We start from the raw sequence: 22,625 nt of genomic DNA, 5'->3' as shown, positions 1-22,625 counted from the left end.
TGTTGCGGCGGGATGAAATCGGTGGACGCCCGCGTTGGGCCTCTCGGCAGGTCAGGTCGACGGGAGGCGGACAGTGGCGGAGCAGCCGGTGACACCGGGGCAGCCGGAGCGGCCAGCGCAGCCGGAGGGCCCCGCGCAAGGGTGGGCCAAGCGGCTGTGGGGGTATGCCTGGCGGCACCCCCTGGACGTCGTGCTCGCGCTCGGCTCCTCGCTGGGCGGCATGGCCGTCATGGCCCTGGTCCCCCTGTTCACGAAGATCGTCATCGACGACGTGATCGGCGACCACAGCCGGTCCATGGGCCCGTGGGCCGCCGCCCTCATAGGCGCCGCGCTCCTCGTGTACGTCTTCACGTACATCCGCCGCTACTACGGCGGCCGCCTCGCCCTCGACGTACAGCACGACCTGCGCACCGAGATGTACGACACGGTCACGCGCCTGGACGGCCGCCGCCAGGACGAGCTGTCCACGGGGCAGGTCGTCGGCCGCGCGACCAGCGACCTCCAGCTCATCCAGGGCCTGCTCTTCATGCTGCCGATGACCATCGGCAACGTCCTGCTGTTCGTGATGTCGCTGGTGATCATGGCGTGGCTTTCCCTGCCGCTGACCCTGGTCGCCCTCGCCGTCGCCCCCGCCCTGCTCTGGATCGCCCGCCGCAGCCGCACCAAGCTGCACCCCGCCACCTGGTACGCGCAGGCGCAGGCAGCGGCCGTCGCGGGCGTCGTCGACGGAGCCGTCGGCGGCGTACGCGTCGTGAAGGGCTTCGGGCAGGAGGAGCAGGAGACGGGGAAGCTCAGGGAGGTCGGCCGCCGCCTGTTCGCGGGCCGCCTGCGCACCATCCGCCTGAACTCCCGCTACACCCCGGCCCTGCAGTCCGTGCCCATGCTCGGCCAGGTCGCGATGCTGGCGCTCGGCGGCTGGCTCGCCGTCAAGGGCGAGATCACGCTCGGCACGTTCGTGGCGTTCTCCACCTACCTCGCCCAGCTCGTCGGCCCCGTGCGCATGCTCGCCATGGTCCTGACCGTCGCCCAGCAGGCCCGCGCGGGCGTCGAACGCGTCCTCGAGCTGATCGACACCGAGCCGACCATGAAGGACGGCGCGTTGGACCTGCCCGCGGACGCCCCGGCGACCGTCGAGTTCGACGACGTGTCGTTCGCGTACGAGGACGACCGCCCGGTCCTCGACGGCCTCAGCTTCGAGATCCGCCCCGGCGAGACCCTCGCCGTCGTCGGCTCGTCCGGCAGCGGCAAGTCGACGGTGTCCCTGCTGCTTCCCCGCTTCTACGACGTCTCGCGCGGCGCCGTCCTCATCGGCGGCCACGACGTGCGCGAGCTGACGCACGACTCGCTGCGCGCCGCCATCGGCCTGGTCCCCGAGGACTCCTTCCTCTTCTCCGACACCGTCCGCGCCAACATCGCCTACGGTCACCCCGGCGCCACCGACGAGGAGGTCGAGGCCGCCGCCCGCGCCGCCCAGGCCGACCGCTTCATCGCCGAGCTGCCCGAGGGCTACGCCACCAAGGTCGGCGAGCACGGCCTGACCCTCTCCGGCGGCCAGCGCCAGCGCGTCGCCCTGGCCCGCGCCATCCTCACCGACCCCCGCCTGCTCGTCCTCGACGACGCCACATCGGCGGTGGACGCCCGCGTCGAGCACGAGATCCACGAGGCCCTGAAACAGGTCATGGAGGGCCGCACCACCCTCCTCATCGCGCACCGCCGCTCCACCCTGAACCTCGCCGACCGCATCGCCGTCCTCGACGGCGGCCGCCTCGCCGACATCGGCACCCACGCCGAGCTCGAGCGCCGCTCGCCGCTGTACCGGCGCCTGCTCACCGACCCCGACGAGCTGGGCGGCGTCTCGCCCGGACACATCGCCCCGGCCGCGCCCGCCGAGGCCGTCGAGGACACCTCCGTGCGCGAGGAGCTGGACGCCGAGTTCGACGCCGAGCGCGGCATCACCCCGCGCCTGTGGGTCGGCGACCGCGAGCCCCGCGACACCGACGCGGGCGCGCTCGCCGGGACGCCCGCGACCCCCGAACTCCTCGCCCAGGTCGACGCCCTGCCGCCCGCCGACGACACCCCCGGCGTCGACGAGGCGCGGGCCGTCGCCGCCGAGGAGTCGTACGGACTGCGCAGACTCCTGCGCGGCTTCGGCGCGCCCCTCGCCCTGAGCCTGCTGCTCGTCGCCGTGGACGCCGGGGTGGGCCTGCTCCTGCCCGTCCTGATCCGGCACGGCATCGACGAGGGCGTCACCCAGCTCGCCCTCGGCGCCGTGTGGACCGCGTCCGCGCTCGCGCTCGTCGCCGTCGTCGTGCAGTGGGCGGCGCAGACCGGCGAGATCCGGATGACGGGCCGCACCGGCGAGCGGGTCCTGTACGCGCTGCGCCTGAAGATCTTCGCGCAGCTCCAGCGGCTCGGCCTCGACTACTACGAGCGGGAGCTGACCGGGCGCATCATGACCCGGATGACCACGGACGTGGACGCCCTCTCCACGTTCCTGCAGACCGGCCTGGTCACCGCGTTCGTCTCCGTCGTCACCTTCTTCGGCATCCTGGTCGCGCTCCTCGTCATCGACGTCCAGCTCGCCCTCGTCGTCTTCGCGACGCTGCCGCTCCTGGTCGTCGGCACGTTCTTCTTCCGGCGCTCCAGCGTCAAGGCGTACGAGCTGGCGCGCGAGCGGGTCTCGGTGGTCAACGCCGACCTCCAGGAGATGGTGTCGGGGCTGCGGATCGTGCAGGCCTTCCGGCGCGAGGGCACCGGCAGCGAGTCGTTCGCCGCACGCAGCGCCGACTACCGCGCGGCCCGCATCCGGGGCCAGTGGCTAATCTCGGTGTACTTCCCGTTCGTGCAGTTCCTGTCGTCCGTGGCCGTCGTGGCGGTCCTGATCGTGGGCGCGCACCGGGTCGACGCGGGCACGCTCACCACCGGTGCGCTCGTCGCCTACCTCCTCTACATCGACCTGTTCTTCGCGCCCGTGCAGCAGCTGTCCCAGGTCTTCGACGGCTACCAGCAGGCGACGGTCTCCCTCGGCCGCATCCAGGAGCTGCTCCAGGAGCCCACGTCCACCAAGTCCGCCGACGAACCCCTCGACGTGCTCTCCCTGCGCGGCGAGATCGCCTTCGAGGACGTCGACTTCGGCTACGGCGCGGCCGACGAGCCGGAGGCCGCGCTCAGCGGGGTCCGCCTGCACATCCCGGCCGGGCAGACCGTGGCCTTCGTCGGCGAGACCGGCGCGGGCAAGTCCACGCTGGTCAAGCTGGTCGCCCGGTTCTACGACCCGACGTCGGGCCGGGTCACGGTCGACGGCACCGACCTGCGCTCCCTGGACCTCACCTCGTACCGCCACCGGCTCGGCGTCGTCCCGCAGGAGGCCTATCTGTTCGCGGGCACGATCCGCGACGCCATCGCCTACGGCCGCCCCGACGCCACCGACGCGCAGGTCGAGGCGGCGGCGCGGGCCGTCGGCGCGCACGACATGATCGCCACGCTCGACGGCGGCTATCTGCACGAGGTCTCCGAGCGCGGCCGCAACCTGTCGGCAGGCCAGCGCCAGCTGATCGCGCTGGCCCGCGCCGAGCTCGTCGACCCCGACATCCTGCTCCTCGACGAGGCCACGGCCGCCCTCGACCTCGCCACCGAGGCCCAGGTCAACCAGGCCACCGACCGCATCGCGGGCAAGCGCACCACCCTGGTCGTGGCCCACCGCCTGACCACGGCCGCCCGCGCGGACCGCGTGATCGTGATGGACCACGGCCGGGTCGCCGAGGACGGCACCCACGACGAGCTGCTCGCGCGGGACGGGCGGTACGCGGAGCTGTGGCGGACGTTCGTCGGGGAGCCGGTGGGCGCCTGACCAGGCGGTTCCCCGCGGTTCGCGGGCGACAAAAATGATAGGTCGCATTCCGCAACCATCCGGTGCGGGTTCGGCGTCCGTACGTCAGTACGCTGATGCGGGGGTGTCGGGAGGGGCAGACGTGAAGAGTGGTCGGATACGGCGGAGCCTGGCCGCAGGCGCCGCCGCGCTCGTGGCCGCCGTCCTGGTGGCACTCGTGGGACCCGGCGCGGGCACCGCCGCCGCCGCGGGCCCCTGCCCCGGACACAAGGCCCGCACCCTCACCTTCAGCACCGGCAAGGTCGTGCTCTACAAGAAGCGCGGCTACGTCTGCGCCGTGACGTACGCCAAGAGCCCCGGCGCCCGCCAGAAGATGTCGATCAGCGTGCAGGCCCGCGGCAGCCGCCCCGTCCGCGACGCCGGCCGCTTCACCCGCCTCGCCGGCCCGGTCAAGGTGCACGCGGGCCACCGCTGCGTCTGGGTCAAGGGCTCCGTGGGCCGCGCGAAGGTCAGCTCGGGCTGGATCCTCTGCTGAACGCGGACTGGGCGGGACTGAGCGCGGACTGAGCACGGCCCGGCCCGAACCGGACCTTCCGCCGCCTCCGGGCGCGCCCGAGATGTCCGCTCACCGGACGCCCCTGTCCTCTCAGTGAATTTCCCTGAGTCCCGAATGTCCTCAATGTGCCCTGGTGTGCGCGCAGTTGCTCGGTTAGGTTCCGGTCAATCGCTGCGCCGACAGGGGAGGATGCATGCGCAAGACCCTCAGATGGGTGCTCTCGCTCGTGGTGCTCATAGGCACCGTGGGCTTCACCGGCGTCACGGCCACGGCGGCCACCGACGCCGAACAGGGCGCGCCCGCCGCCCAGAAGGACATCAAGGACCGGCTCCTGGCCATCAAGGGCATGAGCCTGATCGAGGAGAAGCCGTACGACGGCTACCGCTTCTTCGTCCTCAACTACACCCAGCCGGTCGACCACCGGCACCCCTCCAAGGGCACGTTCCAGCAGCGCATCACCGTGCTGCACAAGGACACCGCCCGCCCGACCGTCTTCTCGACCTCGGGCTACGGACTCAACACCAACCCGGGCCGCGCGGAACCCACCCGCGTCATCGACGGCAACCAGGTCTCCATGGAGTACCGCTTCTTCACGCCGTCCCGCCCCGCGCCCGCCGACTGGTCCAAGCTGAACATCTGGCAGGCCGCCACCGACCAGCACCGCATCTTCAAGGCCCTCAAGCCGATCTACGGCAAGAAGTGGCTGTCCACGGGCGCCTCCAAGGGCGGCATGACCGCCACCTACTTCGAGCGCTTCTACCCGCGTGACATGGACGGCGTCGTCGCCTACGTCGCCCCCAACGACGTCAACAACCGCGAGGACTCCGCGTACGACCGCTTCCTCGACACCGTCGGCACCAAGGAGTGCCGCGCCAAGATCGAGGCCGTGCAGCACGAGTCGCTTGTGCGGCGCGCGCCCATGAAGAAGCTGTACGCCGACTTCGCCGCCGCCAACAACCACACCTTCAAGACCATCGGCGGCATCGACAAGGCCTTCGAGGCCGTCGTGCTCGACGTCAACTGGGGCTTCTGGCAGTACCAGCAGTCCGCCACCGCCTGCGCCGACGTGCCCGTCGCCAAGACCGCCAGCGACGCCACGCTGTTCGGCTGGATCGACGAGGTCGGCGGCTGGGCCTCCTACACCGACCAGGGCCTCGAGTACTACACGCCGTACTACTACCAGGCCGGTACGCAGCTCGGTTCGCCCGACATCAAGCAGCCGTGGCTCAAGGGCCTCAGCCGCTACGGGTACCAGCCGCCGCGGAACTTCGTGCCCCGTGAGATCCCGATGACGTTCCAGAAGAACGCCATGAAGGACGTCGACCGCTGGGTCCGCCACCACTCGCACCGCATGCTGTTCGTGTACGGCGAGAACGACCCGTGGGGCGCCGAGCCGTTCAAGCCCGCGCGCGGGGCCAAGCACGACTCCTACGTCATGACCGCGCCCGGCGCCAACCACGGCGCCAACGTGGCCGGGCTCGCCGCCGCGGACAAGGCCAAGGCCACCGAGCGGATCCTCGCCTGGGCCGGCGTGCCCGCCGCGCAGGCCGCGGAGGCCAAGCCGTTGGCTCCCTACGACGCGAAGCTCGACCGTCGAGACCGGGACCGGCAGAACACGCTGAGGCCGTAGGCCTCGCGGGGCGCCCCAGTCCCGCCCCTTTCCCGAAACTGGGGGCTCCGCCCCCAGACCCCCGCTCCTCAAACGCCGGAGGGGCTATATATCTCGCCGCTGCGGCAGGATTTCAGCCCGTCCGGCGTTTGAGGACGAGGCGCGGAGCGCCGATAGGGGGGTCCGGGGGCGCAGCCCCCGGTTTCGGGAAGGGGCGGGGTTGGGGAGGCCCCCGGCAGGGCTACACCCCCACCCCGCACCCCACAGGCCGCCCCCCGCCAAGGGCCACGTACAACTCCGTGCCCGCAGGGCAGAGAGGGCGCGAGCGGACGGCCGCGGCCACGCGGTACTCGGGGGCCCGCCGCCCCGACCCGTCACAGGCGGTCTCACGGACCTGCCCCCGCCCGGCCTCGTGCACACAGTCCCCGACGACGGTACGAGGCCCACCCCCGGCCCCGGGATCCCCGGGATGCGGCGGCTCCAGATTGCGCATGCAGGCGTACCCCTGGGGCACCGCCCCGTCCCCGTCCTCGTCGACGGAGGGCCGGTTCGCACTGATGTGGAGGACGAAGTCGGTGCGCCCGGGACAGAGGGGCCCGTCGGCAAAGCGCCCCCCGTACCGGGCGATGACGCGCGCCGCGGCCCGCTCACTGCCGCAGGGCACCTCGGTGACGGACTCCCGCCCCCGGGAACCGCACTCGTCGGCACCGAGGAAGACGGCCCCGTGCCCGGACGCGGCGGACCCGGCGGGCGAGGTGTCGCCGGAGGGCCCGGAGCCGTCGGCGCCGGGGGACTTCTGACAGCCGGCCAGGGCGAGCGCGGCGGCGAGCAGCGCGCCGCCGCACACCGCCGCCGCTCCTGACACCCGCATGGCCGGACCCCCCGCCACGTACACCATGTGCACCCAGCGTGACCCCGCGCGGCGGGCGCACGCCAGGTGCGCGGGGGGCTTTGCGCACGTCGGCCCGGGCGGCGGGGGCGGGCTGCGTACGCCCGCTACGCCTGCGGGCCCGGGGTGGCGTAGGGCTCGTACGAGAGGCCGTGGCCGATGGGATACAGCACCTGCCCGGGGTCGTCCGGGCGCGGCACCGGCACGGGGAGGCGGCCGACGGGGCGGACGCGGCCCGCGAGGACGCGGGCGGCGGCGCGCAGTTCGACGTCCGTCCAGGAGTAGGCGGCGAGCGCGGCCCGTACGCCGGGCAGTCGGGTGACGTCGTGCGGGGTGCGGACGGAGACGGTGATGACGGGCGGGCCCTCGGGGGCGGAGGTGAGGGCCGTCACCAGGGCGTGCTGGCGGTCGCCGTCCGTGACGTCGTACGTCGTGACGATCACGGCGTCGTGGCCGGAAGCCGCCTCGGCGAGCGCCTTGTCGACGGCCTCGGGGGAGGGCTCGGTGCCGGTGCTCAACGCCGTCGCCGTGAAGCCGAGTTCGGTGAGGGCGGTGGCGAGGACCGTGGTGGGCGGTCCGGTGGTGCCCGAGGGGGAGACCGGGTCGGCGCCGAGGACGAGGAGGCGGCGGTGGGTCTCCGGGGACAGCGGGAGCAGGCCGTCCTCGTTGCGCAGCAGGGTCGTCGTGCGCTCGGCGATGCGGTCGGCGGCGGCGAGATGGGCGGCGCTGCCGACGGTGGCGTCCACCGCGTCCAGGGTCGTGTACGCCTGCTCGAACAGGCCGAGCTTCTGCTTGAGGCGCAGGATGCGCAGGACCGACTCGTCGATGCGGGCCTCGGTCAGTTCGCCGTCGCGGGCGGCCTGGAGCACGGCGTTCCAGGCGAGTTCGGGCTGCGGCGGGTGCAGCAGCTGGTCGACGCCCGCCTTGATGGCGAGGACGGCGACGCGGTCGTCGCCGTACTTGGTGCGCACCCCCTGCATGGAGAGCGAGTCGGTCACGATCACGCCCCGGTGGCCGAGCTGCTCGCGCAGGATGCCGGTGACGATGGGGTACGAGAGCGTCGCCGGATCCAGGGCCGGGTCGAGCGCGGGGACCACGATGTGGGCGGTCATCACGACGTCGATGCCGGTGGCGAGCGCGGCGCGGAACGGCGGGGCGTCCAGCTCCTCCCACTGCTCGCGGGTGTGGTGGATGTGCGGCAGCGCGGAGTGGCTGTCGGTCTCGGTGTCGCCGTGGCCGGGGAAGTGCTTCACGGCCGGGGCGACGCCCGCGTCCCGGTAGCCCTCGATCTGCGCGGTCACGGACGCGGCCACGGCGTCCGGGCCCGCGCCGAAGGACCGCACGCCGATGACCGGGTTGGCCGGGTTCACATTGACGTCGGCGGAGGGCGCGTAGTTCTGGAGGATGCCGAGCGCGCGCAGCTCGGCGCCCGCGATCCGGGCCGCCTCCCGGACGTCGTCGGCGGCGCCGCCCGCGCCGAGCGCCATCGCACCCGGAAGCAGCGTGGCGGGCGCGCCGATGCGGGCGACGACGCCGTGCTCCTGGTCCACGGAGAGCAGCAGCGGCACGCCCGGCGAGGTGTCGTGGGCGACCCGCTGCACGTCGTTGGAGAGCGTGGCGAGCTGGTGCGGGTCGCGGGTGTTGTGGGCCCAGCCGAAGTAGATGAGCCCGCCGGGGCGGTACTTGGCGACGGCTTCGGCGGCGGTGCGCACGCCGAGCTCCCGCTCGTTCAGCTCGATGTCGGCCGGGTCCGGGGCGCTCGCGTGGTGCCCGTACACATGCAGGACGAAGAGCTGGCCGACCTTCTCTTCGAGCGTCATGCGGGAGAGCAGGCCGCGCGCGTGGGCGTCGTGGTCGTCGGGGGTGTCCTGGCCGCTGGGGGTCAACTGGGAGTCGTGAGGCACCTGCCACGGATATCCCGTGGGGTGCGGCGGGTCAAGGGCGGTGCCGTCGTGGGACGGGGGAGGGGCCGCCACCGGTGCAAGGGAGGGGGCGCACCGGTGGCGGCGCGCTGCCGGCCACGGGCGGCGGAGAGGGTGGTCAGCGTTCGCAGCCAGCAGCGATGCCGACACCGCCTCGCGGAGACTCTCCGACAGCGTGTCAGTTGGACGACGGGGCGCGCGTCAGGGTTCCCGAACTGCCCCCGAACGCCCGAAGTTGGTGCGGATGGGAGAACGGGGTCAGCCGGTGCCGCCGGGCGGTCCTCCGGCCGCGGGCACCCACCGCTCCCGCAGCACCCGCACCGCCTCCGCGATCGCCGGGCGCCGCGCCGCCCCCGTCCGCCACAGCGCGTACAGCCTGCGCACCGGCAGCGGGTCCAGGCGCACCGCCGTGACGCCCGCGGGGAGCGGGCCGCGGCCGAGGCGCGGCACCACGGCGATGCCGAGTCCGGCCGCGACCAGCGCGATCAGGGTGGGGTTCTCCTCGGCGCGGTGCACGATGTCCGGCTCCGAGCCCGCCGCCCGCATCGTCCGCAGCAGCCAGTCGTGGCACACCCGCCCCGGCGGCTGCGAGATCCACCGCTCGCCCCGCAGCTCCTCGCGCCGCACCGCCGCCCGCCCGGCGAGCGCGTGCCCCGACGGGACCAGGAGGTCGCACAAGTCGTCGCCGATCACGGCCTGTTCGACGCCGGGCGGCGCGGGCAGCGGCGCGATGTCCCAGTCGTGCGCGACCGCCAGGTCGGCCGCGCCCTTGGCGACGAGGTCCACCGACAGATGCGGCTCGACCTCCGACAGGCGCGCGTCGAGCGCGGGGTGGCGGTGGGCGAGGTCCGCGAGCACCCCGGGCAGCAGGCCGCGCGCCGCCGACGCGAACGCCACCACCGTCAGGCGCCCGGCCGGGACGCCGCGGCGCTCCTCCAGGTCCGTCTCCGCCCGCTCCACGATCGCGAGCAGCTCCTGGGCCGCGTCGACGAGCCGCACCGCCTCCTCGGTCAGGGCCACGCCCCGGCCCCGCCGCTCCAGGAGCGTCGTGCGGGTCTCCCGCTCCAGCTTGGCGATCTGCTGGGACACGGCGGAGGCCGTGTAGCCGAGCGCTTCGGCGGCGGCGCCGATGGTGCCGTGGACGGACACGGCGTGCAGGGCGCGCAGCCTGGCGAGATCCAGCACGGGGTCACCTCGTCTCTCTCTGCGGCTCTCCGCTCACTGTGGCCCGCTACGCCATACCTAAGCAACGCTTCAGGCAATCATGAAGAAATTCGCGCTGGTGCTGAACACTCGGGTCGCGTGATCCTCGACGCATGCGCCCCACCCACATCCTTCTCGCCGTCCTGATCACCGCCGTCTGGGGCGTGAACTTCGTCGTCATCGAGGTAGGCCTCGACCACTTCCCGCCCCTCCTCTTCTCCGCCCTGCGCTTCCTCGTCGCGGCGCTGCCCGCCGTGTTCTTCGTCGGCCGCCCCAAGGTCGCCTGGAAGTGGCTGGTGGGCGTGGGCCTCGCGCTCGGCGTGGCCAAGTTCGGGCTGCTCTTCATCGGCATGGACGCGGGGATGCCGGCCGGACTGTCCTCGCTCGTGCTCCAGATCCAGGCCGTCTTCACCGCCCTCATCGCCTTCGCCGTGCTCGGCGAACGCCCGGCACGCATCCGGGTGGTGGGCATGGCCGTCGCCCTCGGGGGCATCGCGGTCGCTGCCGTCCACGAGGGCGCGTCCGGGCCGCTCACCGCCTTCGGCCTGACCGTCGCCGCGGCGGCCTGCTGGGGCGTGTCGAACGTCCTCACCCGCAAGGCCGCACCGCCGGACGCCCTGAACTTCATGGTGTGGGTGAGCACGGTGCCGATCCTGCCGCTGCTCGGCCTCTCACTGCTCTTCGAGGGCCCCTCGCGCGACCTCGACGCGCTGCGCTCGCTCGACTGGCAGGGCGTGGGGATCATCGTGTACGTCGCGTGGGTCACGACCGTGTTCGGCTTCGGCGTCTGGGGGTACCTGCTGCGCCGCCACCCGGCGTCGACGGTCGCCCCGTTCTCGCTCCTCGTGCCGGTCTTCGGGATGTCGTCGGCCGCCCTGTTCCTGGACGAGTCCGTGGGCGCGCTCCAGTGGTGCGCGGCGGCGCTCCTGGTGGGCGGGGTGGCGCTCGCCTCGCTCCCGCCCCGGCGCCGCACGCCCGCCACACCGCCCACCCCGGCGTCGTACGCTGACGAAGTGATCCCGGAACCCTCGTCCCGCGCATGACACCGCGCCCCGCGCGGCCCCTGCCCAAGGCCCTGCGCCCCGTCGACCTGGCCCGGATGGCGGGCGTCTCCACGCAGCTCGTCCGCGACTACGCCGACGCGGGCATCCTGCCCCCCACCCCCCGCACCCCCTCCGGCTACCGCCGCTTCGCCCCCGTCCACGGCCGCGCCCTGCTCGCCTACCGCGCCCTCGCCAAGGGCTTCGGCCCCGACACGGCCCGGGCCGTGATGCGGGCGGTGCACGCCGACGACGTACCGCTGGCGCTGGCCCTCCTTGACGCGGCCCACGCGGAGCTGCACGCGAGCAGGGAGGCGCTGCGGGTGACGGGGGAGGCGTTGGAGGCGGTGGCGCGGGAGGGGGCGGAGGTGACGGGTCCGGGGACCGCCCGGTCCGGGTCCGGGTCGGCGGCTGCCGGGTCCGGGTCCGGGTCGGCCGGGTCCGTGGCCGCCGTGGCCGCCGCGCCGTCCCGCGCGGACCTGACCGTCGGTGAGGTGGCCGCCCGCGTCGGTGTGCGGGCGTCGGCGCTGCGCGTCTGGGAGTCGGCGGGCCTGCTCGCGCCCGCGCGGGAGCGGGGCACGGGGTATCGCCGTTACGACGCCGCGGACGTCCGTGACGCCCGCATGATCAGCATGCTCCGCCAGGCCGGTTACGCCCTGCCCGCGATCCGCCCGGTCCTGGACGGCCTGCGCGAGACGGGCAGCAGCGAGGCGCTGCGCGCGGCCCTCGCCCGCCGCCAGGCAGAACTGACGCGCAGGTCACGGGCGATGCTGGCGGGGGCGGGGCTGCTGGACGGGTATGTGGGCGGGGCGGCGGCCGAGGAGACCTGAGCCGACCGGGACGTCGAAGTGGTCTGAGCCGGCGGGGACGTCGAAGAGTTCTGAGCCGACCGGGACGCGGAGCGGCCGACGAGGCCCGGGCGCCTCGCTCAGGCCGACTCCGTCAGCAGCCGCGCCAGCAACTCCCGCCCAGGGCCAAGGAGTTCGGGCAGCGGCGCCGCCTCCTCGTACCACCGCTTCTCGTACTCCCAGCACAGCCAGCCGTCCCAGCCCTTGCGGGTGAGGAGCTCCACGCACTCGGCGAGCGGGAGCACGCCCGCACCGAGGGGGAGCGGGGTGGTGTCGTCGACGCTCGCGATGTCCTTGACCTGGATGTAGCCGAGGAACGGGGACAGCGTGGCGTAGGTGTCGGCGACCTGTTCGCCGCCGAGCCAGGTGTGCATCAGGTCCCACAGGGCGCCGGCGTTGCGGTGGCCGACGGGGCCGAGGACGCGGGCCGCGGCGGCGCCGGTGCGGTGCGAGTCGTGGGTTTCCAGGAGGATGCGGACGCCGACGTCGGCGGCGTGCTCGGCGGCGGTGCCGAGGCGGCGCGCGGCGATGGCGTCGGCCTCATCGAGCTGCTCCTGGGACGGCTCGGCGCCGTCGGGGTATCCGCCCGGGGATCCGCCCGGGAAAACACGGATGTAGGGCGCCCCGAGGTCGCGGGCGAGGGCGAGCAGCGCCCGGATCTCGTCCAGGACGGGCTCGTCGTCGCCGGGCGCGGCGACGCGGGCGTACCCCGCGAGGCCGAGTACGTCGACGCCCGCGTCCTTGAACGCGGCGGCCACGTCGGCCCGTTCGGTGAGGCCGAGCCCCGGGTGGACGGGCTCCTCGGGGTGCGCGCGCAGCTCGACGCCGTGATAGCCGTGGGTGACGGCGAGGCGCAGCACGTCCGGGAGGGGCATGCCGGGTACACCGAGCGTGGAGAAGGCGAGTTTCATGGCCGGACTTCTTTCCCGATGAGGACTACGGAAACGCCCCTGGAGAGGGCCGAGGCGCCGAGCGCCCCGTAAGGGGCGCGGGGAGGCGGCATGGGGCGCGGGGTGCCGAGTGCCCCGTAAGGGGCGCGGGGAACTGCGCGACAAGCCACAACGAGCCCGCATTCGCGCGAACGGCGCAACCGAGCAGACGCGACAGCGGCGACCCGCGCCCGTCCGGGGGGGCACCCACCCCGGCCGGGGGCGCCCAACACCGCTAAAGGTCCCCGCCCTGAACCTGCAACCGCCAGTCCTGCCCCACCAGATCCGCCCCGAACGACCGATGAGCCTTCTCCGCCACGAGGACGAACCCGTGCCGCTGGTAGATGGGCCGGGCCGAACTGAGGACGTCGTTGGTCCAAAGGACCAGCTCCCGGTACCCCACGCTCCGCGCGAACTCCACGACCGCGCCGACCAGCCGGTCCCCGATGCCGAGCCCCCGCGCCTCCGGCTCGACGAGGAGCAGCCGCAGCCGCGCCGTGCCCGGCGCCTCGTCGCGTACGCACATCACGCACCCCACGGGACGCCCGTCCAGCTCGGCGATCCACACCCGCTCCAGGTACGGGTCGTGGTCCTCGGCGAAGTCGGCGACGATGCGGGCGACCAGGCCTTCGTAGTCGGCGTTCCATCCGTACTCGGCCGCGTAGAGGGCGCCGTTGCGCTGCACGATCCAGCCGAGTTCGCCCGCGCCGGGCTCGCGCAGGAGCACGTCGTCGGCGCGGGCCGGGCGGCGGGTGCTGTCCGACAGGATGGCGCGGACGGTCGCCATCGCGGCGGTGAGCCGCTCGCGCTCGGCGGCGGGCACCGTCGCGAGCAGCGAGCCGACGGCCTCCCGCGACCGCTCGTCGAGCAGCTCGGCGGCGGTGCGCCCGCGCGGCGTGAGCGTGACGCGCCGCCGCCGCGGATCCCGCTCCGACGGCGCCCGCTCGACGAGCCCGTCCTCCTCGAACTTGGCCAGGATGCGGCTCAAGTACCCGGCGTCCAGGGAGAGTTCACCGCGCAGGTCGGCGACGTCGGTGCGGGGTGAGTGGGCCAGTTCGTACAGCACCCGGGACTCGGTGAGGGTGTAGGGCGCGTACAGGTGGCGGCTGTAGTCGAGCGCGCCGATGAGATTGGTGTAGAAGCGGTTGAAGGACCGGATCTCTTGAACGCTCATACGCCGCCACCTCGCCGGGCCGAGAACCCTGGATGCTTGACTCAGTCAGAGATACGTCTCCGAGCATACGACGGGAACCGGCCAGGAGCCATGCCCCGACGTCACCTGTCCGCGCCCGCGCCCCCGGGCAGCGGCACGGAGACGACGTCGTACGTGGTGTCGGGCGTGGGCGGGGTGGTGAAGCGGGCGTTGACGAGATAGAGCCGGTCGCCGAAGCGCGCGGCGGTCGCGGGGATGTCGAAGCGGGGGTCGGTGAGGCGGTGGCGCAGCACGGCGGTGCGGGCGTCGGCGCCGAGGCGGAACCCGGTGACGAGGTTGAACCGGTTCTGCACCACGAACAACGTGCGCCCGACCCGCACCAGACCGTCACCGTTCGGCACGCCGTCCGCGCCCTCCAGGCGGATCTCGTCGGCGTGGCCGGTGCGCGGGTCGACCCGGTAGAGGCGGCCGACGGGCTGGCTGCTGACGACGATCAGCGCGCGCCCGTCGGGCGTGGACGTGATGCCGTTGGCGTTGAAGAGGCCGGGCTCCTGCTGCCAGTCCCCACCGAGCCGCACCCGCCGGACGTCCCCCTGGCCCCCGCGCCCGAGCGGCACGCCGTACAGCACCCGGTCGCTGGAATCCGTGAACCAGGCGCGGTGCGCCGCGAGGTGCACATCATTGATGAAGTGGCCGGTTTCCGGCGCCAGTTGATACGTGGCCACGATCGCGCCGGTCCGCAGATCGAGCACGCGCGCGCTACCGGCGGCACCTCCGGCGACGTACAGCAGCCCGTCCCGCCCCACCTTCATCCCGACGGCGGGCACCCCGGGCACGCCCGGATGCAGCAACTCGCCCCGCCCGGTGCGCAGATCGGCCCGGTACACGGCCCCGGTGCCGAGCGAGCCCAGATAGGCGTACGGCGCTCTCCCGATGGCGATGCCCTCGGGCCGGAACCCGTTGGGCAGCGGGAAGGTGGCGGGCCAATCACCACCCCCGGACGCCGCGCGCGCGGAGGCGGTGTCCGTACCCGCGGCGAGGGCGACCGCGGAGGCGACCGCACCGACGAGCACGGTGCGACGGGCCGGACCGGACAGCTCGGCCCCACGGGCCGAAGGGATCTGTGGGCTCATGGCTCAACTCTCCGTATCAACTGGAAGGGAGGAGACGAACTCCCCTTCAGCTTCGGCGAGCAGAGCCCACTTGGGTACCCGGAGTTCCCGCCGGTATCACGGGTTCACCGAGCGAACGGAATCAGGCTCTTCACGACCCGGACGGCTTGATCTCCCCCGCGAACACGATGATCTGGTCGATCAGACTCCGCCGCAGATGCACCACATCCGTCCCCGCGAGCCGCGGCCCCCCGTCCGGCGTCGTGAAGACCCACCGGTACCGGGCCCACTCGTCCGGCATGTCCACCGCCGAACACCGCACCATGGTCCCGGCCCCCGCCGGATGCCCCCGAAGATCAAGCACGAACCGCTCGACCTCCTCGATCCCCTCCCGCCGCCCGAGCGGCCCCCAGAAGACCACGTCCGAGGTCAGGGCCTGCGAGAGCAGAGTCGTCACCCGACTGTCGTCCGGAGCGTTGAAGGCGGAGATGAACGTGTCGATCGCGGACTGCGCGGCCTCTTCCTGCATGCATCAGTAGTACCAGCATTCGTCGGGGAACTCGCCCCCGCCGTCACGCCCCACGGGCTGTTTGAGACTTTTCGCGTTCTTGACATCGCTGACCTGGAACAATCCGCAAAAAGTCCCCAAAGCAACTTCAATGAAATGCTGGAACCCACGAGAGGGCGACGGCAGCAGCCTCGCCCCGACCGCGCCCGTGGGAGGCCCTCGTGAAGTTTCTGCTCGAAGTCGATGTCGACGACGCCGCCTCGGCGGAGGACGCCGCCCGGGAGCTGGGGCGCGTCCTCCGCTACTGGGCGGGGAGCCTGAAGTACTACGCCTTGGAGCCGGGGGCCGGTGAGGCCGTGCTCGACTCGGGGCACCGGGAGGTCGGGCGGTGGACGATCGTGGGGAGTTGAGGGGCCGTCCCGTCCGTGCTCCGGGGCGGGGGCGTCAGGCCCGGCGGGGGGCGCCCGTGGAGCCGCGGACCATCAGTTCGCCGTGGACCGTCGCGATGCCGCCGGGCGGCTCCTCCTCGCGGCCCATGGCGATGCGGCCGGCCCGGGCCCCCGCCTCGTACAGCGGAAGGCGGACCGTCGTCAGGGCGGGGACCGCGTCGATGCTGAAGGGGAGGTCGTCGAAGCCCGCCACCGAGACGTCCCCGGGGATGGAGAGGCCGCGGTCGCGCAGGGCGGCGCAGGCGCCCAGGGCCACCGTGTCGTTGGCGGCGACGACGGCCGTCAACTCCGGGGCGCGGCGCAGGAGTTCGAGGGTGGCGTCGTAGCCGGAGCGGCGGTCGTAGGGGCCGTGCAGGGTCAGGCGGGGATCGTCGGGGACGCCCGCCGCGGCCAGCGCCTCCTGGTGGCCCTCCAGGCGGTGGCGGGTGGTGGTGCGCTCCGTGGGGCCCGCGATGTAGCCGATGCGGCGGTGGCCGAGGCCGATGAGGTGGTCGGTGAGGCGTCGCCCGCCACCCCGGTTGTCGAAGGTCAGGGCCACCGCGTCCGGGGCCTCGTCGGCCGGCGGCCGCCCGCACAGCACCACCTGCGAGCCCGCCTCGCCGAGCCGTCGCAGCTTCCCGCCGATCGCCGCCGCGTGCGGGGCGTCCTCGATGGCGCCGCCGGTCACCACGACGGCCGCGGCCCGCTGGCGCTGGAGCAGGGTCAGATACGTCAGCTCGCGCTCGGGCGAGCCGCCGGTGTTGCAGACCACCGCCATCCGCTCGCCCCCGGCACGCCCGCCCGGTCCTGTGATCTCCGACTGGACCGCGCTCGCCATGATCCCGAAGAACGGGTCGGCGATGTCGTTGACGAGGATTCCGACCAGGTCCGAGGTCGCGGCGGCCAGCGAGCTCGCGGGACCGTTCAGGACGTAGTCCAGGTCGTCCACCGCACGCAGTACGCGCTCCCGCGTCGCCGCGGCGACGGGGTAGTTGCCGTTCAGTACGCGGGACACGGTGGCGGGGGACACCTGGGCGCGAGCCGCCACGTCCGCCAGGGTCACGGTCATCTGTTGGCCTCCGGTCTTGTACGAACCTTGTCCGGCAGGCTAGCTTCTCCCCAATAGAAAGCGCTTGCTACGCATGGAGTGCCGTACGGGACACAAGAACCTCACCGCCACCATCCGCCCTCACTGCCCCCCCGCCCACCGCCCCCCCCGCCCACCGGCCGCGCGCCCAGCGCCCCGCGCCTACGGAGGAAGCCACGTGACACGCGAGACGGTCCGCATCGCCATGAACGGCGTGACGGGACGCATGGGTCACCGCCAGCACCTGGTCCGCTCGATCCTCGCCCTGCGCGAGCAGGGCGGCCTCGACCTGGGCGACGGCACCCGGCTGTGGCCGGAGCCGGTCCTCGTGGGCCGCAGGGAGCACGCGCTGCGCGAGCTCGCCGAGCGGCACGGCCTCACGCACTGGTCCACCGACCTGGACGCCGTCCTCGCCGACCCCGCGGTCGACATCTACTTCGACGCGCAGGTCACCTCGGCCCGCGAGGAGGCGATCCGGAAGGCGCTCGCCGCGGGCAAGCACATCTACACCGAGAAGCCCTCCGCCACGTCCTTCGCCGCCGCCCTCGACCTGGCCCGGCGCGCCCGGGACGCAGGCGTCAAGCACGGCGTCGTCCAGGACAAGCTGTTCCTGCCGGGCCTGCGCAAGCTGAAGCGCCTGGTGGACGGCGGTTTCTTCGGGCAGATCCTGTCCGTGCGCGGCGAGTTCGGCTACTGGGTCTTCGAGGGCGACTGGCAGGAGGCCCAGCGCCCGTCGTGGAACTACCGCGCACAGGACGGCGGCGGCATCGTCGTCGACATGTTCCCGCACTGGGAGTACGTCCTGCACGAGCTGTTCGGCCGGGTGCGCTCCGTGCAGGCGCTCGCCGTCACGCACGTGCCGCAGCGCTGGGACGAGCGCGGCAAGCCGTACGACGCGACGGCGGACGACGCCGCGTACGGCGTCTTCGAGCTCGACGGGGGCGCCGTCGCGCAGATCAACTCGTCCTGGACGGTGCGGGTGCACCGCGACGAGCTGGTCGAGTTCCAGGTCGACGGCACCGAGGGCTCCGCCGTCGCGGGCCTGCGCGGCTGCCGCTTCCAGCACCGCGCGGCCACGCCCAAGCCGGTGTGGAACCCTGACCTGCCCGTCGCGCACTCCTTCCGCGACCAGTGGCAGGAGGTCCCCGACAACGAGGACTTCGACAACGGCTTCAAGGCGCAGTGGGAGCTGTTCCTGCGGCATGTGTACGCGGACGCGCCCTACCGCTGGGACCTGCTCGCGGGGGCGCGGGGCGTGCAGCTCGCGGAGCTGGGGCTGCGGTCGTCGGCGGAGGGACGCCGGATCGACGTACCGGAGATCGCGCTGTGAACGCGGCGCCCGTGCCTCCCGCGGCCCCCGCTGCCCCATCGGCCGCACCGGCCCCCTTGCGCTCCCGCACCGTCTACGCCGCCGCCCACGTCGTCGCCGACCCCCGCGCCGACGTGTCCCCGGACGACCCCGCCGCCGTCGACTGGGACGCCACCCTCGCCTTCCGCCGCCACCTGTGGGCGCACGGCCTGGGCGTCGCCGAGGCCATGGACACCGCGCAGCGCGGCATGGGCCTGGACTGGGCGGGCGCGGCCGAGCTGATCAGGCGCTCCGCCGCGGAGGCCCGGGCGGTCGGCGGCCGGATCGCGTGCGGTGTCGGCACGGACCAGCTGACCTCGCCCGCGGTGACCCTCACCGACGTACGGCACGCGTACGAGGAGCAGCTGGCGCTGGTGGAGGGGGTGGGCGCGCGGGCGATCCTGATGGCGTCGCGGGCCCTCGCGGCGACGGCCGAGGGACCGGACGACTACCTGAAGACGTACGCCGACCTGCTCCGGCAGGCCACCGCCCCGGTGATCCTGCACTGGCTCGGCCCCATGTTCGACCCGGCGCTCGCGGGCTACTGGGGCTCGGCCGACCTGGACGCGGCCACGGACACGTTCCTGGAGGTGATCGCCGCGCACCCCGGCAAGGTGGACGGCGTGAAGATCTCGCTCCTGGACGCGGACCGTGAGATCGCCCTGCGCCGCCGCCTCCCGGAGGGCGTGCGCTGCTACACGGGCGACGACTTCCACTATCCCGACCTGATCGCGGGCGACGACCAGGGCTTCAGTCACGCGCTGCTCGGCGTCTTCGACCCGCTCGCGCCGGTGGCGGCCCGAGCCGTACGCGCGCTGGACGCCGACGACCCCCAGACCTTCCACGAACTCCTCGACCCCACCGTCGAGTTGGCCCGCCATCTCTTCGCGCCGCCCACCCGCTTCTACAAGACGGGCGTGGTCCTCCTCGCCTGGCTCGCCGGGCACCAGGACCACTTCACGATGGTCGGCGGCCTCCAGTCGGCCCGCTCCCTGCCCCACCTCACCAGAGCGTACGAACTGGCCGCCGTCCTCTCCCTGTTCCCCGACCCGGACCTGGCCGCGTACCGCATGCGGACGCTCCAGGAGATCCACGGAGTCGCCCCATGACACCACCACCGCCCCGCGCCCCGGCCGACTTCAGCATCAACCAGATGACGGTGAAACAGCTCTCCCTGCCCGAACTGGTCACCGCCTGCGCCGACTTGGGCGTCCGTGGGGTCGGCCTGTGGCGGGAGCCGGTCCAGGAGTACGGGGTGGAGGAGGCCGCGAAGCTGGTGCGGGGTGCCGGTCTGACCGTCACCACGCTGTGCCGGGGCGGCTTCTTCACGGCCCGCGACCCCGCCGAACGGGCCCGCGCCCTCGCCGACAACCGCGCCGCCGTCGACGAGGCCGCCACCCTCGGCACCGACACCCTGGTCCTCGTCTCCGGCGGCCTCCCCGCCGGCGACCGGGACCGCGACCTGCCCGCGGCCCGCGAACGCGTCGCCGACGCCCTCACCGCACTCGCCCCGCACGCCGCAGCCCGCGGCGTCCGCCTCGCCGTCGAACCCCTCCACCCCATGTACGCCGCCGACCGCTGCGTCGTCTCCACCCTCACCCAGGCCCTCGACCTGGCCGAACGCTTCCCCGCCGACCAGGTCGGCGTCTGCGCCGACACGTATCACATCTGGTGGGACGACCAGGCCCCCACCGCCCTCACCCGCGCCGCCACCACCGGCCGCCTGCACGCCCTCCAACTCGCCGACTGGACCACCCCCCTGCCCCACGGCGTCCTCACCGGCCGCGGCCAACTCGGCGACGGCACCGTCGACTTCCGCTTCTGGCGCTCCCTGGCCGAGTCCGCAGGCTTCACCGGCCCGATCGAGGTCGAACTCTTCAACGACGGCCTGTGGGCGGAGGACGGGCGGGAGGTTCTGGGGGAGACGGTGCGGAGGTATCTGGAGCACGCCTGCTGACGGCGCGGGCCGGGGAGCCGGGCGCGGGTCCGGCCGGGCCGCTACTTCTTGCCGCCACCCAGAATGTTCCCCAGCAGATCCCCCAGGTCGAACCCGTCGCTCCGGCCGGTCGTGGGGGCCGCGCCCGGTGCCGTGCCGGAGGAGGGCGGTGCGGTGGTGCCGGGCCTGGTCTTCTGGGCGCGCTTCGTGAGGACCGCGAGGACCACCGGGATCAGGAGTTCCACGGCGCGGGTCACCGTCGCCACGGGGAGGCCGGTCTTCTTCGCGACCGCGTTCGCCACCGGGCGGCTCAGCTTGCCGAGCATGCCCGCCATGATGCCGCCGCCGAGCAGGCCGCCCAGGCCGCCGCCCAGCGTGGCCACGCCCTGGAGGGGGGCCTCCTCCGTGAAGGCCTGGCGCACCTCGGCCGCCTCCGCCGGGTCGGCCGCCTGCGCCTTGTCCTGAAGGGTGCCCGAGAGCGTCGAGACCGTCTGGCCCACGACGGCCTGCGCGCCGGCCGGGTCCGTGCCGAGCACGTCGGCGATCTCCTGGAGCCTGTCGTCGCCCAGCTCGTTCAGTACGTCCTGCTCGAATGAGGTGTCGTCGCCCATGGGCGAAACGCTACGTCCATGGGGGTTTGTCGGCACGCCGAAATCTTCCGGAGGAACTTGCCGAAGTCGTGCAACCCTTCCGCCACCACGCGTGTCGTACTGGGTGTCAGAAGCTCTGGAGGGGGGATCTGGGGGGATCCGCGGAGCAACTGACAAGGGGAGGGAAACCGAGGGGGCCCAGTCGACGGACAGGGCCCCCTCGAAACGTTCCCGGGCGTTCAGAGACGGGGCCGGCGCACACCTCGGCCGCCCGGCGGAACGGCCCGGCTCACGGAACAGCCCGGCTCAGAAGAAGACCCCGCACGTCAGCAGCACATTCGCGTACGGACTCGCCTCCCCCGTCCGCACCACCAGACGCGCCCCCGCCGACAGCCCCTTCAGCTCCTGATGCGGCACCAACCCCAGCGCCGCCCCCGGAAACCGCCGCTCCAACAACGCCGCCGTCCCCGGATTCGCCTCCCGCACCTCCCGCGCCGCCACCGCGCCCTCCACCACGAGCTCCGCGAGCAACCCGTCCACGACCTGCGCGAACGACGGCACCCCGGCGACGAACGCCAGATCCACCACCCGCGGCCCCGCCGGAATCGGCATCCCCGCGTCACACACCAGGACCCGGTCGCCATGCCCCAGCTCGGCCAGCGCACCCGACAGATGGCGGTTGAGTATCCCGGCCTTCCTCACAGCGCCGCCACCTCGGCACCCGACGGATACGACACCTGAGCCCCCGCCCGCGTCACCGCGAGCGCCCCCACCCTCGCCGCGTACCGCGCCGCCGACTCCAGGTCCGCGCCATCGCCGAGCCGCCACGCCAGAGCCGCCGTGAACGCGTCCCCGGCACCCGTCGTGTCCACGGCCGCCACCTTCACCGACGGCACCCGCGCCACCCCGTCCGGACCCGCCACAAGCGCGCCCTCGCCGCCGAGCGTCACCACCACCGACCTCGGGCCGAGCGCGAGCAGTCCCTTCGCCCACTCCTCCGGCGCGTCCGGCACGTCCGCCCCGGCGCCCGCAAGGATCACCCGCGCCTCGTGCTCGTTCACCACGAGCGGATCGCAGGCCGCGAGGACCTCCCCCGGCAGCGGCGCGGGCGGCGACGGATTCAGGACCAGACGCGTGCCCTCGGGCAGCACACGCACCACCTCCGCGACCGTGTCGAGCGGGATCTCCAACTGCACCGACACCACCCGGGCCGCCTCGAAGAGGCTCGCCGCGGCCCTCACGTCCGCAGGCGTAAGACGCGAGTTCGCGCCCGGCGCCACCACGATGCTGTTGTCGCCCGACGGGTCCACCGTGATCAGCGCGACCCCGGTCGGCGCACCGCCCACCAGGACCCCCACCGTGTCCACGCCCGCCGACCGCTGCGAGTCCAGGAGGAGACGGCCGTACGCGTCGTCGCCCACCCGGGCGAGCAGCGCCGTCCGCGCGCCGAGACGACCCGCCGCCACCGCCTGGTTCGCGCCCTTGCCGCCCGGATGGACGGCCAGGTCCGAGCCGAGGACCGTCTCACCGGCACCCGGCCGCCGCTCGACTGCGGTCACCAGGTCGGCGTTGGCCGAGCCCACGACCAGCAGGTCGTAGTCATGCATCGTGGTTCTGCCTTTCACTGTTCCCCGTCGT

At 73.5% G+C, this 22,625-nt stretch carries 20 protein-coding genes; 9 read left to right on the top strand and 11 right to left on the bottom strand.

The window, feature by feature from the left end:
- Positions 1-88: 88 nt before the first annotated feature.
- The 3 genes from AB6L24_RS38555 to AB6L24_RS38545 all read left to right on the top strand — a co-directional run bounded on the left by AB6L24_RS38555 (position 89) and on the right by AB6L24_RS38545 (position 6,015).
- Complete coding sequence (locus AB6L24_RS38555) at positions 89-3,850, top strand: ABC transporter ATP-binding protein (protein WP_405664515.1); 3,762 nt, start codon at positions 89-91, stop codon at positions 3,848-3,850.
- Positions 3,851-3,971: 121 nt separating this feature from the next.
- Positions 3,972-4,364 carry a hypothetical protein gene (locus AB6L24_RS38550; RefSeq protein ID WP_405663996.1) on the top strand — a complete coding sequence of 131 codons (393 nt, stop codon included), beginning with the start codon at positions 3,972-3,974 and terminating at the stop codon, positions 4,362-4,364.
- A gap of 214 nt (positions 4,365-4,578) precedes the next feature.
- Entirely contained in the window at positions 4,579-6,015 is a 1,437-nt protein-coding gene (locus tag AB6L24_RS38545; RefSeq protein WP_405663993.1) for a S28 family serine protease, read from the top strand.
- Positions 6,016-6,235: 220 nt separating this feature from the next.
- Here the strand turns inward: AB6L24_RS38545 and AB6L24_RS38540 are convergent, their stop codons facing one another.
- The 3 genes from AB6L24_RS38540 to AB6L24_RS38530 form a co-directional block, all read right to left on the bottom strand.
- Positions 6,236-6,865, bottom strand: a complete 630-nt coding sequence (locus AB6L24_RS38540; protein ID WP_405663990.1) for a hypothetical protein — start codon at positions 6,863-6,865, stop codon at positions 6,236-6,238.
- Between the two features lie 125 nt (positions 6,866-6,990).
- Entirely contained in the window at positions 6,991-8,787 is a 1,797-nt protein-coding gene (locus AB6L24_RS38535; RefSeq protein WP_405663987.1) for a glycoside hydrolase family 3 protein, read from the bottom strand.
- 276 nt (positions 8,788-9,063) lie between these two features.
- Positions 9,064-9,990, bottom strand: a complete 927-nt coding sequence (locus AB6L24_RS38530; protein ID WP_405663983.1) for a LysR family transcriptional regulator — start codon at positions 9,988-9,990, stop codon at positions 9,064-9,066.
- A 131-nt stretch (positions 9,991-10,121) separates the two neighbouring features.
- On the opposite strand from AB6L24_RS38530, the gene AB6L24_RS38525 reads away from it, so the two are divergent.
- Both AB6L24_RS38525 and AB6L24_RS38520 read left to right on the top strand, forming a co-directional pair.
- Positions 10,122-11,051, top strand: a complete 930-nt coding sequence (locus AB6L24_RS38525; protein ID WP_405663980.1) for an EamA family transporter — start codon at positions 10,122-10,124, stop codon at positions 11,049-11,051.
- Positions 11,048-11,878 (top strand): MerR family transcriptional regulator, encoded by an 831-nt coding sequence (locus tag AB6L24_RS38520; protein ID WP_405663977.1) that lies wholly within the window; start codon positions 11,048-11,050, stop codon positions 11,876-11,878. The genes AB6L24_RS38525 and AB6L24_RS38520 overlap by 4 nt, the downstream gene beginning before the upstream one ends.
- A gap of 98 nt (positions 11,879-11,976) precedes the next feature.
- Here the strand turns inward: AB6L24_RS38520 and AB6L24_RS38515 are convergent, their stop codons facing one another.
- The 4 genes from AB6L24_RS38515 to AB6L24_RS38500 all read right to left on the bottom strand — a co-directional run bounded on the left by AB6L24_RS38515 (position 11,977) and on the right by AB6L24_RS38500 (position 15,619).
- Positions 11,977-12,807, bottom strand: coding sequence for a sugar phosphate isomerase/epimerase family protein (locus tag AB6L24_RS38515; RefSeq protein ID WP_405663975.1), 831 nt, complete (start codon positions 12,805-12,807; stop codon positions 11,977-11,979).
- A 253-nt stretch (positions 12,808-13,060) separates the two neighbouring features.
- Complete coding sequence (locus AB6L24_RS38510) at positions 13,061-13,999, bottom strand: GNAT family N-acetyltransferase (RefSeq protein WP_405663973.1); 939 nt, start codon at positions 13,997-13,999, stop codon at positions 13,061-13,063.
- A 101-nt stretch (positions 14,000-14,100) separates the two neighbouring features.
- Entirely contained in the window at positions 14,101-15,111 is a 1,011-nt protein-coding gene (locus AB6L24_RS38505) for an SMP-30/gluconolactonase/LRE family protein (RefSeq protein ID WP_405663970.1), read from the bottom strand.
- A 130-nt stretch (positions 15,112-15,241) separates the two neighbouring features.
- Entirely contained in the window at positions 15,242-15,619 is a 378-nt protein-coding gene (locus tag AB6L24_RS38500; protein WP_380854967.1) for a nuclear transport factor 2 family protein, read from the bottom strand.
- 200 nt (positions 15,620-15,819) lie between these two features.
- Between AB6L24_RS38500 and AB6L24_RS38495 the strand changes: the two genes are divergently transcribed.
- On the top strand, positions 15,820-16,008 hold the full coding sequence (locus AB6L24_RS38495; protein WP_405663968.1) for a hypothetical protein: 189 nt from the start codon (positions 15,820-15,822) through the stop codon (positions 16,006-16,008).
- Between the two features lie 34 nt (positions 16,009-16,042).
- Here the strand turns inward: AB6L24_RS38495 and AB6L24_RS38490 are convergent, their stop codons facing one another.
- The gene (locus AB6L24_RS38490) at positions 16,043-17,095 is read right to left on the bottom strand and encodes a LacI family DNA-binding transcriptional regulator (RefSeq protein ID WP_405663965.1); all 1,053 of its coding nucleotides are present in this window, start codon (positions 17,093-17,095) and stop codon (positions 16,043-16,045) included.
- 196 nt (positions 17,096-17,291) lie between these two features.
- Here AB6L24_RS38490 and AB6L24_RS38485 point away from each other — a divergent pair, with 196 nt between their 5' ends.
- Genes AB6L24_RS38485 through AB6L24_RS38475 form a run of 3 tightly spaced genes read left to right on the top strand, consistent with a single transcriptional unit; the run spans position 17,292 to position 20,418 of the window.
- The gene (locus AB6L24_RS38485; protein ID WP_405663963.1) at positions 17,292-18,443 is read left to right on the top strand and encodes a Gfo/Idh/MocA family protein; all 1,152 of its coding nucleotides are present in this window, start codon (positions 17,292-17,294) and stop codon (positions 18,441-18,443) included.
- Positions 18,440-19,570 carry a dihydrodipicolinate synthase family protein gene (locus AB6L24_RS38480; RefSeq protein WP_405663962.1) on the top strand — a complete coding sequence of 377 codons (1,131 nt, stop codon included), beginning with the start codon at positions 18,440-18,442 and terminating at the stop codon, positions 19,568-19,570. The genes AB6L24_RS38485 and AB6L24_RS38480 overlap by 4 nt, the downstream gene beginning before the upstream one ends.
- Positions 19,567-20,418 (top strand): sugar phosphate isomerase/epimerase family protein, encoded by an 852-nt coding sequence (locus AB6L24_RS38475; protein ID WP_405663960.1) that lies wholly within the window; start codon positions 19,567-19,569, stop codon positions 20,416-20,418. Before AB6L24_RS38480 ends, AB6L24_RS38475 begins: the two co-directional genes overlap by 4 nt.
- 41 nt (positions 20,419-20,459) lie before the next feature.
- Here the strand turns inward: AB6L24_RS38475 and AB6L24_RS38470 are convergent, their stop codons facing one another.
- The 3 genes from AB6L24_RS38470 to AB6L24_RS38460 all read right to left on the bottom strand — a co-directional run bounded on the left by AB6L24_RS38470 (position 20,460) and on the right by AB6L24_RS38460 (position 22,594).
- Positions 20,460-21,008 (bottom strand): DUF937 domain-containing protein, encoded by a 549-nt coding sequence (locus AB6L24_RS38470; RefSeq protein WP_405663958.1) that lies wholly within the window; start codon positions 21,006-21,008, stop codon positions 20,460-20,462.
- A gap of 285 nt (positions 21,009-21,293) precedes the next feature.
- Positions 21,294-21,689, bottom strand: coding sequence for a D-ribose pyranase (gene rbsD / locus AB6L24_RS38465; protein ID WP_405663956.1), 396 nt, complete (start codon positions 21,687-21,689; stop codon positions 21,294-21,296).
- Positions 21,686-22,594, bottom strand: a complete 909-nt coding sequence (locus tag AB6L24_RS38460) for a ribokinase (protein ID WP_405663953.1) — start codon at positions 22,592-22,594, stop codon at positions 21,686-21,688. Before AB6L24_RS38460 ends, rbsD begins: the two co-directional genes overlap by 4 nt.
- Positions 22,595-22,625 lie beyond the last annotated feature (31 nt).

The organism is Streptomyces sp. RK9, from assembly GCF_045070545.1.
GTDB lineage: Bacteria > Actinomycetota > Actinomycetes > Streptomycetales > Streptomycetaceae > Streptomyces > Streptomyces alboflavus.
This window is presented reverse-complemented; position numbering and strand designations above follow the sequence as displayed.

What these genes read in the sequence shown, in the direction of transcription:
- AB6L24_RS38545 (WP_405663993.1), top strand. Translation starts at nt 4,579, where the DNA reads ATGCGCAAGACCCTCAGATGGGTGCTCTCGCTCGTGGTGCTCATAGGC.
- AB6L24_RS38540 (WP_405663990.1), bottom strand. Translation starts at nt 6,865, where the DNA reads ATGCGGGTGTCAGGAGCGGCGGCGGTGTGCGGCGGCGCGCTGCTCGCC.
- AB6L24_RS38525 (WP_405663980.1), top strand. Translation starts at nt 10,122, where the DNA reads ATGCGCCCCACCCACATCCTTCTCGCCGTCCTGATCACCGCCGTCTGG.
- AB6L24_RS38520 (WP_405663977.1), top strand. Translation starts at nt 11,048, where the DNA reads ATGACACCGCGCCCCGCGCGGCCCCTGCCCAAGGCCCTGCGCCCCGTC.
- AB6L24_RS38515 (WP_405663975.1), bottom strand. Translation starts at nt 12,807, where the DNA reads ATGAAACTCGCCTTCTCCACGCTCGGTGTACCCGGCATGCCCCTCCCG.
- AB6L24_RS38510 (WP_405663973.1), bottom strand. Translation starts at nt 13,999, where the DNA reads ATGAGCGTTCAAGAGATCCGGTCCTTCAACCGCTTCTACACCAATCTC.
- AB6L24_RS38505 (WP_405663970.1), bottom strand. Translation starts at nt 15,111, where the DNA reads ATGAGCCCACAGATCCCTTCGGCCCGTGGGGCCGAGCTGTCCGGTCCG.
- AB6L24_RS38500 (WP_380854967.1), bottom strand. Translation starts at nt 15,619, where the DNA reads ATGCAGGAAGAGGCCGCGCAGTCCGCGATCGACACGTTCATCTCCGCC.
- AB6L24_RS38490 (WP_405663965.1), bottom strand. Translation starts at nt 17,095, where the DNA reads ATGACCGTGACCCTGGCGGACGTGGCGGCTCGCGCCCAGGTGTCCCCC.
- AB6L24_RS38475 (WP_405663960.1), top strand. Translation starts at nt 19,567, where the DNA reads ATGACACCACCACCGCCCCGCGCCCCGGCCGACTTCAGCATCAACCAG.
- AB6L24_RS38470 (WP_405663958.1), bottom strand. Translation starts at nt 21,008, where the DNA reads ATGGGCGACGACACCTCATTCGAGCAGGACGTACTGAACGAGCTGGGC.
- AB6L24_RS38460 (WP_405663953.1), bottom strand. Translation starts at nt 22,594, where the DNA reads ATGCATGACTACGACCTGCTGGTCGTGGGCTCGGCCAACGCCGACCTG.